The following is a 15,976-nucleotide window of genomic DNA, read 5'->3' as shown; positions in this document are numbered from 1 at the left end:
AATCCTGTATCATGCTATTTTAAAATAGTTGAAATTAAGATGAATAGACTTATGAATTGGCTGTTCTGATACACTTAAATGTAATAGTAGCTATTAGGAAGCAACAATCTTTTCAGAGAAAAAAGCTGCATGAAAACACTTATTTTTATGGTATAATAAAAAGTGTTACTGCAGTCTAAGTTTGAGGACAGGTGAGTATTCTGTAAAACTAGGAGAGGTTATGAAAGTTATAAAATTTAGTTTCGTGACATTGATTCTTGGTATTATATTGTTTATCATTTTTCAGTCTCTTTATGGTGTTGAAAAAAATCTTACAAATAAATCGAATCAAGTAAATTTGAAACAGCAATTTCATAAAAATCCAGATGTATACGCTTGGATAACGGTTGATGGAACAAAGATTGACTATCCCGTTGCACAGCATCCGAATGATGACACTTATTATCTATCTCATGACTTGGATGGAGCTGAAACCTATTATGGTGCTATTTTTACAGAGCGAGTGAATCCGAAGACATTTGATGATCCTGTGACCATTATTTATGGGCATGCCATTACAGATGAATCCATGTTTGGCTCTTTAGATTACTTTGCCAATCAGAATTTTTTTAAAGACCATTCTAAGATTCAGGTAGACACTTTCAAAAATCGGTACGAGTATGAAGTCATGGCTGCACACCCCTATACAGATGATCACCTCTTTCATCACTTTCAGCTAGGAACGACAAGTGGTTTGAATCGATACATTCAAACCCTAAAGAAACGAGTTGAGACCTATGGGGGTACTTATCGTCGTGGAGCTATAGATAGCGAAAAAGATAAAATTTTAATTTTATCCACTTGCGATGCGGTGAATGACGAGCAAAGATTCGTGGTGACAGCACGCTTGAAAACTGTCACAGAAAGGAAAAACGAATGATACATAACTTTCAGCACTACAAATTTTGGAGATTGTCCCTTGGTTTATTACTGATTGGTATAGGACAACGATTTTTTTATAGCGGAGCGATTTCTCCTTGGGCGAATGATACCACTTTCCCCATACCATTGATGGTAACGAGTATGCTCTGTTTCCTATTGGGATTCATATGTGTACTACCTTTGGCTATTTGGTTTTATAAGAAATATCGATCGGATGAGCGGCTGTTGAAACTAATCAGTTGCTACCTACTGTTTGCTTGTTTAGCTGGATTAGGGATAGGTGGGGTTGGTCAATTGATTTATAATCATACAAGTTTTACTTATCAATCTGTTCAAATAGGGATTTGGGCTTCTAGTACCATCATCCAAAACATCTTTAAACTCATCTTATGCTTTGGATTAGTGAGCATCTATAAGCAATTGCCCATTAGAAAGAGATTTATTCTTATACGTCTACCTTTAATTGGAGTGCTACTTTTGACAGTCTGTTTCCTATTGATAAATGGTTGGCTACCCGAGATTGGTGCCACATTGGCATCTGTAGTGGATGCGATGCTAATGATTGCGACACTTTATTATTTTATGTACCTTATGAAGGAGAAAAAGGATGAAAAAGTTTCATAAATGTATGAATTGGTTTCTATTGGTTGTTCTTTTCATTACCAATAGCCCCTTGATTTATGCAGAGGAAATTTCGAGAGTCATTAGACAAACTCAAGCTGAGCAGGCTTACCAGCAGGCGGTGACAGAAGCTACCACTCAGACAGTGGGAACGGAAAATGCCAATACTACGACCTCCTCTTCTGTACCAACAGAGCCTTCTGTTAAAAAAGTAGATGGAGATGCTATCCAACAGCCAAAGGTAACAGATGCGAGCAATCCCGAAGAAGCAGCTTTAAAAGCACAATATGGAGAGCCAGTTGCTGTCAGTGGACAAGAACAATTGTACCGTGTGGATGATACCAATTTTGTAACCTATATTGGAAGTGAAATTAAAACATACATCGACCAAGATGGTGTAGAAGTACCAGTTGATTTGTCACTCTATTCCTATCATGCGGATGGCAAACAATACTTTCTTCCCAAAGAGTCGCCGGTAGGTGTCGTGCTTCCGAGTGAAATCAAAGAAGAAACACCGATTGATGTCATTCATAAAGAAGATAAGATTTCCCTTTATCCAGTGGAGAAAACTTATGATAAGCCTACTGTTGAACAAAATGCTGTCTTGTACAATAATGTTGACGGAAAGACAGATGTTCAATACACAGTCCAGTCAAATGGTGTGAAAGAAGAGATAGTCCTTGCAGAGTGGGAAGGAAAGCACACCTTTACCTATGGCTTGGATGCAGAATCCTATGATGTTTCGCTAGAAGACAATCAGATCCTTGTTCGTGAAAAAGGACAGACGAAGATTCTCTTTGTGATTACAGCTCCTATGATGGTTGATAACGCAGGCGAAACTAGTACTGCCCTAAGTCTTGATTTGAGCAAGACGGACAAGGGATATGAAGTGACAGTGGACGCTAATAAAGAATGGTTATCATCAAAAGAACGTCAGTACCCTGTCCGCATTGACCCTACTGTAACAGTCCCACGTGAGAAAATTTTAGATGTTGTAACCAGCTCTGTTCGTGGAACTTTTCAAGGTCTGGCCTATGGTTTTGTAGGGTATATTGATGCTGCGAATATGGGAATGCCAGGAGTGAGGGACATTGGTCGTTCACGCATGTATTTTAAAGTTAATTATGACTTTAAAAAGAATATTCCTTCAGAGGCTCGAATTGATAGTGCTAGTCTTAATTTATATCAATATTCTGATGGATTGGGGACTGCCAATGCGACATTTGGTGTATATTATCTCAAACAAGATTTTGATATCAATGCAATTGATTGGTTAAGCTCTTCACAGTTAGAGGATGAGATTGCTGGACAAAATGCTTTCAGTACCCAACGGAATGGATTTCATAAATTTGATATTCGAGAGACGGTCAATAATTGGGTTCAGGGACTGACTCCTAACTATGGTTTAGTGGTTAAAGCTACTCGAGAAGATGATTATGGTGCGGGCTTTTATACAACTGAAGCCGATGTGAATAACGTTGCCCAAGGTGGCTTTACCCCTGATAAAGCTCCAAGTCTAACCATCAAATGGTCTGTACCTGACCCAGTAGATGTCAATTATCCGATTGGAAATACGACCATCAACCTGCGTACCATGGTTAAAACAGATAAGAAAGGTCAAATTCAATTCCAAGGTGTTTTTGCGGATGGTTTGACTTCACCAGGAGCACAAGTTGACTATGCTCTTAGTGATTCTTCTAAAAATTATAAAGGACAAAGTGTTGCCAGTTTTTCCTATAAATATCCAGATAGTAGCCCATTTGATGCTGCTTTCGAGAAGGGGACGACGAAATACAAAGATAAACTCTCCAATTGGCAAACCCAGGTGCCATTTACTGAACCTGAGTTAAATAAGGTATACACCATTGATGCAGAGAGTAAGAAAGATAGTCAAACGAGTGGTAAAAAATCTAGTGAGACGTTCTTGATTTATAAGGTCACACAGTATGATACACTCCCTAAGATTGCGGCATACTATGGTGTACCACTCAAGCAAATTGCCTTTGATAACCGCATTCAGGATATGCTTGTGGTAAAGAACAACACACTCTTTATCCGTAATCCAAAAAAGAATGCCAACAAACCTTACAATCCACCAGCCTTATCAGATGGCACGAAAAAAGATGTCGATATGTTGCTGATGGGACGTGGCTTGCACTGTGAGTTTGGTTTTGAACCGATTAACCTCAACACTGGAAACTTCTATCTCGATCGTACGGATGTAACGATTCGTGATGTGAATGATGAATTCGAAATTACTCGCTTCTATAATTCTAAAGCTGCTGGTATTAATAGTCTCTTTGGTCGTGGCTGGTCTTTTGCCTTCAATGAACAGCTGTCAAGTGACGAAGACCAAAATCTGTACTACACTCGTACAGATGGCTCGATTCTTAAGTTTACAAAAGATGGAAATGACTACAAATCTCCTGTTGGTTATGATTTAAATCTTGAAGTCAAAGCAGTCAAAAAACAAAAAGGTGATTTTGGTGGTGAGAAGACAGAAGAGTACGATGTCAAAGAATACCATATTACAGATACAGATAACCAAGAGAAGGTCTTTGACTTCCACGGACTATTGACTAGTCAAACGGATGAAAAAGGTAATAAAACCCAGTTTGACTACAATGAGAATTTCCAGCTTACGAAGATAACTTCTCCAACAGATTTAGTGTTCACCCTAACCTACAATGAAGCTGGTTATATTGGCTCTATCCAAGTGCCAAATGGTTCGACGCTATCATACGAATATGATGAGAACGGCAACCTCATTACATACACAGATGCAACCGGAAATCCAACTCGTTATGAATATGATAATAAGGGTCTCATGACAGCTTGGTATGATGGTAATGGAACAAAGGTTATCCAAAACGAATACGATGACCAAGGCCGTGTTGTAAAGCAAACGAATGGCAATGGAGCAATCTCTACGCTTGCTTATAGTGAAGGGAAAACAGTTACCACAGACGCCAATGGAAATCAGACTATTTATACCTATGATGATCAGTATCGGACGACAGGCATTGCCTATCCAGATGGGACTAGCATTTCTAAGACTTACGACAAAGAAAACCGTCTAGCAAGTGAGACCAATGAGCTGGGTCAAACGACTAGCTATACCTACGATAAGAACGGGAATGTACTCACTGAAACACGCTTTGATGGAGCTGTTAAAACCTCAACATATGATGAACAGAACCACCTTTTATCTGTGACAGATTTTGGTGGTGAGGAGACCAAGAACCGCTATGATGCGAAGGGGAATCTCGTTGAAACCACTTTAGCAGATGGTTCAACCATCTCTTATGAAGTCGATAAGCAAGGGCGGATTGTTTCTACAACAGATGCGGCAGGTGCGAAAACTACTTTTGCTTATGACGGGGCAAACCTCGTTAAAATCACCAATCCTCTTGGTGGTGTCTCTACGCTAGTTTATAACGCTCACAACCAAGTAACCAGTGTGACCAATCCTCGTGGCGGAACAACCACATTCACTTACGATGCAGAAGGTCGTAAACTCAGTGAAAAGGATGCGGATGGTGTTGGTACAACCCAAACCTTTGACAAAGCAGGTCAAGTCATTGGTGTGACAGAAGGCAATGGCAATACCACTACCTTTGGTTATGATGCCTTTGGGAATAAGATTCGAGCTTCAAATGGTGAAGGCGGGAATTATAGCTATACCTATGACGGTGTCGGAAATCAGCTGACCATCACCGATGCAGAAGGTAATACCACAACCTATGCTTACGATAGCAGAGGTCGTCTAGTAACAGAGACAGATGCCCTTGGTCAAACCATCACTTACAAGCGTGATGACTTAGGACGTATCTTGACTCGGACAAATGAAGCAGGTCATACTAATCATCTAACCTATGATGACCGCAATCAAGCAGTCAAGACGATTACGGATGCTCTTGGTCAAGTAACAGAGAATACCTATGACGCTTCTGGGAATTTAACAGATGTCAACTATCCAATTGGTACGAAGACACAGACTACCTATGATGTTATGGGGCGAGTCTTATCTTACATAGATGAAGCAGGTCAAACCGTTTCTTATACCTACGATTCTGTAGGAAATAAGCTAACAGAGACCAAGGAAGATAAGAAAACAAGCTATACCTATGATATGGCTGGCAATGTCACAAGTATCACTTATCCAGATGGTACAAAAGTCACCTACAAACTGGATGCAATGGGCAATATCCTGTCCATGAAGGATGCTTTGGGTCAGGAGACAACTTACGAGTATAGCCCCGCAGGCCGTCTTATAGCAACTGTCAATGCCCTTGGTCATCGAACCAGCTACACTTATGATGGTAACGGTAACCAAAATAGTGTCACTGATGCCGCAGGCTACACAGCTTCTAGCACCTTTACAGGACAAAACCAAGTCGCGAGTGTCACAGATGGGTTGGGCAATAAAACAACCTTTGCCTACAACCAAATGGAGCAGTTGCTAGAAGAAGTAGACGCTCTTGGTGGGAAGACTAGCTATACCTATGATGCCTTAGGTCATCCTATTGCAGTGGTCGATGCCAATGGTCATACCACCAAGATGAGTTATACCCCAACAGCACAACTAAAAGAAGTGCTCCTTCCAGATGGCTCAACCGTGACGCAAGAATACGATGCTCTAGACCGTCTCGTTAAACAAAGTCACTCAAGTGGTCTCATCACTGAGTATACCTATGATGCGGCAGACCGTGTTCTCACGAAAAAAGACAACCAAGACCTAAATGAGTCGTATACCTACGATAAAGCAGGGAACCGTCTCACATTGACGGACAGTCTGGGTCAAGTGACCAAGTACAGCTATGACAGTGATAATCAACTCACCAAGGTAGCATATGCGGATGGTACAAGTGAAACCTTTACCTATGATGTCATGGGCAATGTCAAGACCTCAACGGATCAAGAAGGCAAGACCAAAACCTACCACTACGATGAGAATGGCAATCTAACTAAAACAGTTGACCATCTGAAACGTGAAACCAAGTACAAATATGATGCCTTGAGCCGTGTTGTAACTGAAACAGACCCAGAAGGAAACAAACTCACCTATGAGTATGATGTTTTGGGCAATCTTTCGAAGGTGACAGATGCCAATGGCCATTCAAGTAGTTACGGCTATGATGCCAATCAGCAACTGGTTCTTTATACTGATCCAAAGGGTCAGGCCACAGCCTTCAAATATGACCCACTGGGACGTGTGGTAGAGACCCTTGCTCCAACAGGTGCTAAGCAAACCTTCACCTATGATGCGCTAGGCAATCGCCTAACGGAAACTACAGGAGAAGGCAATACGACTACCTTTACCTACGATAGTTTGAGCCGTCTAGCAAGCATGAAACGCCCTACAGGTGGCGAGACGACATATACCTATGATGCGACAGGTAGTTTGGCTAAGGAGACGGATGCCAACGGACATAGCACGAGCTATGTTAACGACCTCTATGGTCGTGTGACCAAGCGGACACTTCCAAACAAAGCAGAGTATACCTACAGCTACGATGCTCTCGGTCGTCTTTCTAAGCAAACTGGACCACAAGGTTTGGCTAAGAGCTATACCTACGATGTTGCTGGTAACCTGACCAAGGAAACGGATCAGTCCGATAGAAGTAATAGCTACACCTATGATAAGGTGGGGCGCCTCTTGACAGCTAAGAATGCCCTTGACCTTGAAACTACTTATAGTTATGATGAGGCAGGAAACCTTGCCAAGTTGACTCGTCCGTCAGGCGCAACCACTAGCTTTGATTACACGACCCTTGACCAACTCAAGACAGTTAAATCGCCAACAGGTCGTGAAATCACCTCAACCTATGATCCAGTTGGTCAGGCCACTAAACAAGTCGTCAATGGAAAACGTGAGACAACCTACACTTATGATCCGAACGGCAATATCCTAGAAGAAACAAATCCTCTAGGTCAAGTCACCAAGCGGACCTACGATGCTCTTAACCGCTTAACCAGCGAGAGCGACACTGCAGGCCAATTGACCATGTATACCTATGACCACGATAACCGTGTGACGAAGGTAATGGATGATGCAGGCGCAACAGCTTCCTTGGCTTATGATGCCAATGGTAATGTGACCAGTGTATTTTCAGGCAGTCAGCGAGTGACAAGTTATACTTATGACCTTGAGGATCAGTTACTGACAGCTACACAAGGTACGGGCGAGAAGGCTTCAACTTCTAGCTACACCTATGATAGCGTGGGGAATGTCACCTCCGTTACCAATGGCAATGGGAAGGTCACAACCTACAAATATGACCAGTTGTCCAATGTCGTTGAACGGATGACTGCTATGGGGGATAAGGAGACTTATACCTATAATATCGATAACCAACTTGAAGAAGTTACCAAGGCAGATGGTAAAACCATTACCTACGACTACAACAAGCTCGATCAACTCCTCAAAGTAGACTACTCCAAGAAGGAAGACGGTCAAGTCCTCTATACCTATGATGCGGATGGTCGTCGTGTGTCCATGAGTGACCTGACAGGTACGACCACTTACGAGACCAACGCAGAGGGTGAAATCACGGGTGTTCGTCAAGGAGATGGTAGCCTCATTCGGTATGACTATGACGATTATGGTAACATTTCTAAGATGACCTACCCAGATAGTCGTACCGTTTCATACACCTATGATGAGCTGGATCGTTTAACTTCTGTGACAGATGTTAAAGGGAAGAAGACAACCTATACCTATAATGACGCAGGCGATATGACAGAAGTCAAGCGTGCAGATGGTACGAGGAGCTTCTTGACCTACGACAAGGCGCATCGTGTGACGGAGCTTCGCCATGTAGATAAGAAAAACAAACTTATCTCTAGCTATGCCTACGAGTATGACGATGGCAACTATATCACCAAGGAGAGCATTAACCAAGATGGTAAAACCGTAGTTCATGCTTATACCTATGATACCTTGGGTCAAGTGGAGACCATGACAGTATCAGACAAAGCAGGAAAAGAACTATCTAAACTCTCTTACACTTATGATTTAGCAGGGAACAAACTCACCAGCACAGAAAGCAAAGATGGTAAGGAAGAAAAAACGACCTTCAGCTATGATGACAACAACCGCCTGACCAAATTGGAGAATAAGGACGGCGTCACCACCTATACTTACGACAAAAACGGCAACCGTACTGCGTCTAAGAAAAATGATGAGAAGCTAGATTATATCTACGATACGGAGAATCGCCTCCTTGCGGTCAAGGACAAGGACGGTCTTCTGATGGCTGCCCTCTATGACGGCGATGATAATCGTGTGTTCACCGCTAGTCGGGCAGAAGGAAAGCATACTTATCAACTCTTCAAACGCCAAGAGAAGAAGAAGTCTCCACATACATCACCAAACGGTGAGGAAAACTCCCTCTTCTGGTATGGTTTCAGTCAAAATGTCCTGCAGGCTCTCTCAACACTTCCACAGACAGTCGGTACTATCTGGCATGATATCTTTGACGATGTGTCTACTGCTTACCATAAGAAAGTAGCCAAGGACAGAGCTAACGACGAAGGCTTAGTGGTTAATCCGCCAGATTTGGGGAATCTTCCAGGTGAGGGGGATGTGACCTATGCTTCACAGGTGCAGGATGTCCTCATCCCATACACCACAAGGGAAGACACCTACCATTACTACGAGGAGCGCAACTACGTCAACGATGTCAACCGAGAGCATACCGAAGTGCTCCAGACCTATGACCGTGAGCTGAAAGCTAAAGAGACCTACACCTACGGACATGGTAGAAGTTCTTATCTTGACAATCAGACAGATAAGAGTTATGATTACCTGACCAACCAAGCAGGGTCTGTGACAGGATTGGTTCAGGATGGTCAATCAGTCGCTTCAAGCTCTTACAATCTCTATGGTTCAACCAAAGAAAGCACTGACGAGACAGGCAACCCATTTGCCTACAACGGTGAAGCTCGTGATGTCACAGGACTTGACTATCTCCGAGCAAGATACTATGATAGTAGTGCAGGGACTTTCCTGACCGAGGACAGCTACCAAGGTCAAATATCAGACCCACTCAGTCAGAATCTCTATAGCTATGTTCATAACAATCCAGTCAACTACACAGACCCAAGCGGGCACTTCTGGAAGAAACTAGTCAGAGGAGCCAAGAAAGCTTGGAACGGTGTCAAGAAGGCTGCAAGTCGGGCTTGGAATACCGTCAAACAAGTTGCTCATAATACCTGGAACGCTGTGAAGAGTGCCGTTAACCATGCGGTTACGTGGGTTGGTAATAAGGTTAGTCAAGCGACGAATTGGGTTTCTCGGCAATGGAATAACTACAGTTCTCCATACTACTCCGCCTCTCCAGCATATGGAGGTGGTTATGGAGGTGGTTCGAACTATGGTGGTGGAGGCAGTCATGCCTATGCTCAGCAACAACAGGCTCAAGCTAGAGCCCAAGCTGAGCAACGTCGCAAACAAAAGATTAGTGACGAATACCGCCAAGCAACAGGTCTAAAATCCACTCCTAAAACTCGAGAAGGGAAAAATCTCTTCCGCAACTGGGGGAAGGCGCTTCAAGCAACAATTCGCCACGTCTGCAAGACTGCGAAACGGATTAAGAAGCAAGTCGTAAACAAGATCAAGAAAATTGACTGGAAGAAGGTTGCAGTTACAGCGGGTGCTATCGGTGTCGGTGTTGCCCTTACAGTTGCCACGGGTGGCCTTGGTGCTCCAATTGCGATGGCGATTGGAGGAGCCGCTTCAGGAGCGATTATCTCAGGTTATGATGCTTATAGCTCAGGTCAGCGCGGTTGGGCTCTAGCTGGTTCTGCACTTAAAGGAGCAGGCCTTGGAGCAGTAACAGGCTTTGTTGGTGGACAGTTACTTGGCACAGGTGCAAGCGTTGCGGCGAACGTTACTCAAAATATTACGAACCAAACCGTCCGCCAAGTAGCACGAGTCGGTGTTGAGGCTGGCGTTGAAACCGCAATTGATACAGGCATTTCTCTTGCGACAGGTAATGGAGCTAGCCTTAAATCAGTAGCTATGGATTTTGGCTTAAACCTCATCACCAATGGTTCAGGTAGTGTTTCTAGTAAGCAAGGTGCGAAGACCTCCAGACCTAAGTCTAAACCGAAAGCAGGGGATATCGAGGTTCTGGATGCAGGGTACCAGCATCATCGCCCATTGAAAGATGTCACTCCACCAACAAAATCTTCACAGAAATTGTTAGATGGACCAAGAGCTGATACACCAAGATTAGAAGCGCCGAAGAGTAATCAAAATAGAAAATATTGGACTACAGATGTAGAATTTAATGGTAATAAGGTATATCAACGAGATGATTTAATAGATCCAAATTTAGTTGATGGTCTTGGTAGGACAAATGTTCAACGGATGCAAAAAGGATTGGCGCCTATCGGACCAGATGGGCAGTCAATTAATTTACACCATGTTACTCAAAGACATGATGGAACAATTTCAGAAGTTACTCAATCTTTTCATAGTAAAAACTATCGCACGATACATATTAATACAGGTAAGTTACCATCGGGTATAAAACGTTCAGATTTTGATAAGTGGCGCAAGAGTTATTGGAAGAATAGAGTGAATGACTTTGCTCCATAATAGAAATTAAAAAATAATAGGAGAATGAGGAATGAATAATTATGAAAGTGCAAAGTCGCTGATTATTAAGAATATAGATATGATGGATTGTTTTGGTAAATGTCCTAGTTATATTATAGAATTAGCAGAGGAAACATTGGGCGTAAAATATCCAAAAGATTATCGTGATTTTATTAGCACTTTTGGAGCTGGTAATTTTGGTTCATCAGAAATCTATGGTGTTTTTAGAGAAGATTTTTTAAATTCTGGTGTACCTGATTCAGTCTGGTTGACACTCGTGGAAAGAGAGAAAATAGGTCTTCCTAAATACTTAGTAATAATCTATGTCTTAGGTAATGGAGAACTATTTTGCTTTAATTATAACAGGTTGAATTTATATGGAGAACCTACAATTGTATCATTTATGCCAGCAGGAAATGATTGTGAAGTAGTATATGACAGTTTTGGTGATTTCCTTTTGGATATTGTTAGCAGAGAGTTGGATATGTGATAAATCAAATTCAGTATTTTTATTCGATATTAATTTCAGTTATTGAAGTCTTTAGAATGTTAATTATGGCAGCTAAACAAATACATTTTTTAAAGAATTAAAACTTATACCGGAGCAAGCTGTAAATATGGACATCAATCAAAATAATTTGACTAAAAAGGTCTATTAAGAATGCTATTTTTACGATAAATTTCGAAATTCTAGTAGCTAGATATTCTAAAGGTGAGGATTTGAACTTTATAAGGGGAGAATATATAAAATCCATTCCTGCATTCAAAGAAGCCTTATCAGATATCATTGATATGAATACTCTTCAGTTTATAGCTTTAGCAGTATTACTAAATGTCAACTTATTTGAGGACAAAGAATTTTTATGATTGCTTGATAAATTTGGTGTATCACATGGAATTATTGATATTTTTATGAATAAAGGTGATGCGATTGATATTAGTAGCTATAAAGATATTAAACAATTTAGACCTTGGGTTGCAGAACCCTATCAAAAGCCTTATGAGAGAGAAATTATCATTTCAAAACAGTTATCAAACTGGTATAAAAGTCAAAGAAGTAGCTATTTCTATGGTTACGATAAAGAGAAAGAGCTGTTATATTTCGGTTATTGGGCGTTAGAAGTCGCTGCGTTGGTAAAAGTATTGAATATCCCTGATGATTCATTCAAAGACAAGAAATATTACCCTTACGATTTAGTGCATTTTGGAGGTTAAATGTTTAACAAATTATTTCAAAAACCACTTGCTATTGAACCGGCTTTCTATGAGAGTAGTTCTGGAATTCTAGGAGTATTTCCTATTCGTGATTCAAACAGTAAAATATTGTTACCTAAATATCCTGAAAATTTGTATCAAGTAGATGGTAAACAGGTGATAGAGTTTCGTATACTTGCTATCAATTCTAAAGATGAAACTGTAATCTTGGATGTACCATTTAGAGAAGGACTGAACCGTTTATCTAACAAAGTTGCTAAAGAGAATGATTCTCAAATTGTTATAAATCCAATTAGTCAATATGAGATATATCAGTTGTTTGTTGGGTAGGAGGTGTTTATACAAGTAGTTAACAGGTAGAATCAGGTTTAATTAATAATTGTCATAACTTGTTTAAGAAGCTCCTGCTACTAGAAAAAAGGAATAGTTTTAGAATTGATAAAGTAATTCAAAACACTCTTGGAGATTTGTCTTCGAGAGTGTTTTTATAGTGTTTGTAGTATAATAGGTATGGATATGGATGCCAAACCGTCCGCCAAGTAGCACGAGTCGGTGTTGAGGCTGGCGTTGAAACCGCAATTGATACAGGTACTTCTCTGGTGACAGGTAATGGAGCTAGCCTTAAATCAGTAGCCATGGATTTTGGCTTAAACCTCATCACCAATGGTTCAGGTAGTGTTTCTAGTAAGCAAGGTGCGAAGACCTCCAGACCTAAGTCTAAACCGAAAGCAGGGGATATCGAGGTTCTGGATGCAGGGTACCAGCATCATCGCCCATTGAAAGATGTCACTCCACCAACAAAANCTTCACAGAAATTGTTAGATGGACCAAGAGCTGATACACCAAGATTAGAAGCGCCGAAAGCTACGCCTAAGACAGATTTTTATGTAGCACCAGATGGAACTACTTTACCTGCTACAGGTTATAGATATATGAATTCTGAATATGTAGAACAGACTACGAAAACGATGCAAGCGCCTGGAGGATACATAGGTTTTTCTAAGTTTGATTCAGCTAAGCAAGTTCGAAATGCATATCAAATATCACCAAATTGGAGTGATGCTAAACTTAGAGGTGAGTTTGATACCCTACAAATATTTGATAATGTGAGAGTGCCAAGGGCATATGGTGATAAAATAGGTGAAACATTAGAGCCACTAACTAAGGTCTACCCTGAATTTGGTACAGGAGGTTATCCTCAGTTAATTACAGATAAGGCGAAAAATATAAGATTTAGAGATGTAATTATAATAGGAGATTAATTTGATGTTAAGTTATAAAGAGGCAGAAAGAACGTTATTAAATATTTTAAATGACTATATTAATGAAGTTGAAGAGAAAAAAATAATTTTAGAGTTAATTGAATCTGGCTCGTGGAAGGCGGCAATATATGAAATAGATAAAAAAAAAATTAAAACATTAACAAAAAATGATTATCAAAAACTAAAAGATATTTTTGGACTATATTGCTAGTTTAATAGTTGTTAAATATCAATAGTGAGAACGATGCTAGTTTTAGGAGTGAGTTTGCTACTTTGCAAATTATGGATAATGTATGTGTTCCTAAAGAAGCGGGAGATACGGGAAAACTACTAGAACCTATTACATGTTATTATCCTCAATATAGTAAAGGAAGGTATCCACAGTAAAAAACAACCTCAGTTATCAAGTTTGATAAAGTGGATATTATAGGTGATTGACATGGAATATAGTAATATTAAATCAAGACTATTCAAAATTATCAATACTTATATTGAGGACGAGATTATTAGGGCGAAACTTTTGGAAGATGCTAATCTGGAAAGAAGGGTTAGAGGCGTACTATATAGTTTAGATGAATATAAGAAGCGGGATTTATCGGAAGACGATAAAGAATTTTGTAAAGATTTGTTTTTCTATTTCGGATAAGATTAGGAGCAGTTCCTATTCATGATTTAAATAGTAAGATATTATTGTCTAAATATCCTGAAAATTTGTAACAAGTAGATAGTAAACAGGTAGAATCAGATCTAATTAATAATTGTCATAACATGTTTAGGAAGCTCCTGCTACTAGAATAAACGGAATAGTTTTAGATTTGCATAGTAATTCAAAAAACACTCTTGGAGATTTGTCTTCGAGAGTGTTTTTATAGTGTTTGTAGTATAATAGGTATGGATATGGATGCCAAACCATCCGCCAAGTAGCACGAGTCGGTGTTGAGGCCGGTGTCGAAACCGCAATTGATACAGGCACTTCTCTTGTGACAGGTAATGGAGCTAGCCTTAAGTCAGTAGCCATGGATTTTGGCTTAAACCTCATTACCAACGGTTCAGGTAGTGTTTCTAGTAAGAAAGGTGCGAAGTCCTCCAAACCTAAAGCTAAGCCGAAAGCAGGGGATATCGAGGTTCTGGATGCAGGGTACCAGCATCATCGCCCATTAAAGGATGTCACTCCACCAACAAAATCTTCACAGAAATTGTTAGATGGACCAAGAGCTGATACACCAAGATTAGAAGCGCCGAAAAATAGTTCATTAACTAGACCTTCTTGGAGACAATCAGAAATTGATGTTGGTAAGCAATTTTCTGATTATAGCAATCAAAAATCTTATTTAAATGGCCAAGAGGTACCTTATGGAACAAAAGGAAGCGTAAGACCAGAATATTATAATAATAACCATAGTGTAGAGGTGAAAAATTATAACCTAGAAAACAAAAATGGGAAGTATAATTTGGTTAACAATGTCACAAAACAAGTAGAACAAAGGGTGCAGCATTTACCATCAGGAAGTAGACAGACTATCTTTGTTGATATTCGAGGTCAGAATATTTCTGACGATACGTTAAATTATGTTTTTAATAATATCAATAACAAAACTTCAGTTGATGTACAAGTAATATTTAAGAGAGATTAGAAAGGATGATATATGTCTGTAGGATTAATGGTCGGTTATAATTGGTGGACAGTAGGAGAAGGGAGTCTTTTAAATTCATTCTTTTCGACTATATATGTTCGGTTAGAGAATAATAAGTGGGGTAGTAAGTACCCGGTTATAATGAATCAACTTTATTGGGGAAAGATTCCTTTGGAATATGTTGAGATAGGAATAGCAGAGTTGTTATCTATTCAAGAAGAGTTTAAAAAATTTTTACCGCAAGAAATTATATGGGATTTTGAAGATTTGTCAGCCACTCCTCCATGGGGGAATAATATCGCATCCCATATCACAAATTTATCGCAATATTTTGTAACTAGTTCAGGTAGTGATTTATTTGAAGTAATGTTGACTAGTTTTAGATTTGCGATTGAGAAAAATCAAAATGTGATTGTAAAAAGTATTTGACTAAACAGTCCGGTTCTGTGACCGGCTTGATGCATGAGGGAAAAGCAGTTGTATCAATAGGAATGATACAATGATATAAAGTCTCTTTGTCAACGGTAGCGGGTTACTTATAACTAAGCACGAGAGGAGACGGAATTCGTTTCCTCTTTGCTATGTTCAAAGCGAGTAAGATATGATTTTTTGAAGTTGTCAAAATTTATGTAATCAAATACATTACGCTTATTATCTTTGTCGAACATATTAGTAGCTTCAAATTTTGAGTTAGAATAAGAATATTCAATGGCAAA

11 protein-coding genes are annotated in these 15,976 nt (G+C 40.0%); all 11 read left to right on the top strand.

Going from position 1 to position 15,976, the window contains the following annotated elements:
* Positions 1 to 220: 220 nt before the first annotated feature.
* The 11 genes from A3I9_RS0107175 (at position 221) to A3I9_RS0107120 (ending at position 15,689) form a co-directional block, all read left to right on the top strand.
* Positions 221 to 919 (top strand): class B sortase, encoded by a 699-nt coding sequence (locus A3I9_RS0107175; RefSeq protein WP_018378356.1) that lies wholly within the window; start codon positions 221 to 223, stop codon positions 917 to 919.
* Positions 916 to 1,545 (top strand): hypothetical protein, encoded by a 630-nt coding sequence (locus tag A3I9_RS0107170; RefSeq protein WP_018378355.1) that lies wholly within the window; start codon positions 916 to 918, stop codon positions 1,543 to 1,545. The genes A3I9_RS0107175 and A3I9_RS0107170 overlap by 4 nt, the downstream gene beginning before the upstream one ends.
* Entirely contained in the window at positions 1,529 to 11,149 is a 9,621-nt protein-coding gene (locus tag A3I9_RS0107165; RefSeq protein WP_018378354.1) for an HNH/ENDO VII family nuclease, read from the top strand. The genes A3I9_RS0107170 and A3I9_RS0107165 overlap by 17 nt, the downstream gene beginning before the upstream one ends.
* A 31-nt stretch (positions 11,150 to 11,180) precedes the next feature.
* Positions 11,181 to 11,639: an SMI1/KNR4 family protein gene (locus tag A3I9_RS0107160; protein ID WP_018378353.1), complete on the top strand. Its 459-nt coding sequence runs from the start codon at positions 11,181 to 11,183 to the stop codon at positions 11,637 to 11,639.
* 164 nt (positions 11,640 to 11,803) lie between these two features.
* Positions 11,804 to 12,016 (top strand): PoNe immunity protein domain-containing protein, encoded by a 213-nt coding sequence (locus tag A3I9_RS13860; RefSeq protein WP_083903949.1) that lies wholly within the window; start codon positions 11,804 to 11,806, stop codon positions 12,014 to 12,016.
* Positions 12,017 to 12,364: a PoNe immunity protein domain-containing protein gene (locus A3I9_RS12615; protein WP_018378351.1), complete on the top strand. Its 348-nt coding sequence runs from the start codon at positions 12,017 to 12,019 to the stop codon at positions 12,362 to 12,364.
* Positions 12,365 to 12,694 carry a hypothetical protein gene (locus A3I9_RS0107145; protein ID WP_018378350.1) on the top strand — a complete coding sequence of 110 codons (330 nt, stop codon included), beginning with the start codon at positions 12,365 to 12,367 and terminating at the stop codon, positions 12,692 to 12,694.
* Positions 12,695 to 13,630: 936 nt separating this feature from the next.
* Positions 13,631 to 13,837, top strand: coding sequence for a hypothetical protein (locus tag A3I9_RS0107135; protein WP_018378348.1), 207 nt, complete (start codon positions 13,631 to 13,633; stop codon positions 13,835 to 13,837).
* 228 nt (positions 13,838 to 14,065) lie between these two features.
* A complete protein-coding gene (locus A3I9_RS0107130; RefSeq protein WP_018378347.1) occupies positions 14,066 to 14,272 on the top strand; it encodes a hypothetical protein in 207 nt (68 codons plus the stop codon).
* Between the two features lie 334 nt (positions 14,273 to 14,606).
* Positions 14,607 to 15,260, top strand: coding sequence for a hypothetical protein (locus A3I9_RS0107125; protein ID WP_156809179.1), 654 nt, complete (start codon positions 14,607 to 14,609; stop codon positions 15,258 to 15,260).
* A 12-nt stretch (positions 15,261 to 15,272) separates the two neighbouring features.
* Positions 15,273 to 15,689 (top strand): immunity 70 family protein, encoded by a 417-nt coding sequence (locus tag A3I9_RS0107120; protein WP_018378345.1) that lies wholly within the window; start codon positions 15,273 to 15,275, stop codon positions 15,687 to 15,689.
* The last annotated feature ends 287 nt before the right edge of the window (positions 15,690 to 15,976 follow it).

The sequence above is a fragment of the Streptococcus ovis DSM 16829 genome (genome assembly GCF_000380125.1).
GTDB classification, from domain to species: domain Bacteria; phylum Bacillota; class Bacilli; order Lactobacillales; family Streptococcaceae; genus Streptococcus; species Streptococcus ovis.
The sequence above is the reverse complement of the archived record's forward strand: the minus strand, read 5'-3'. Positions and strand labels throughout refer to the sequence as shown.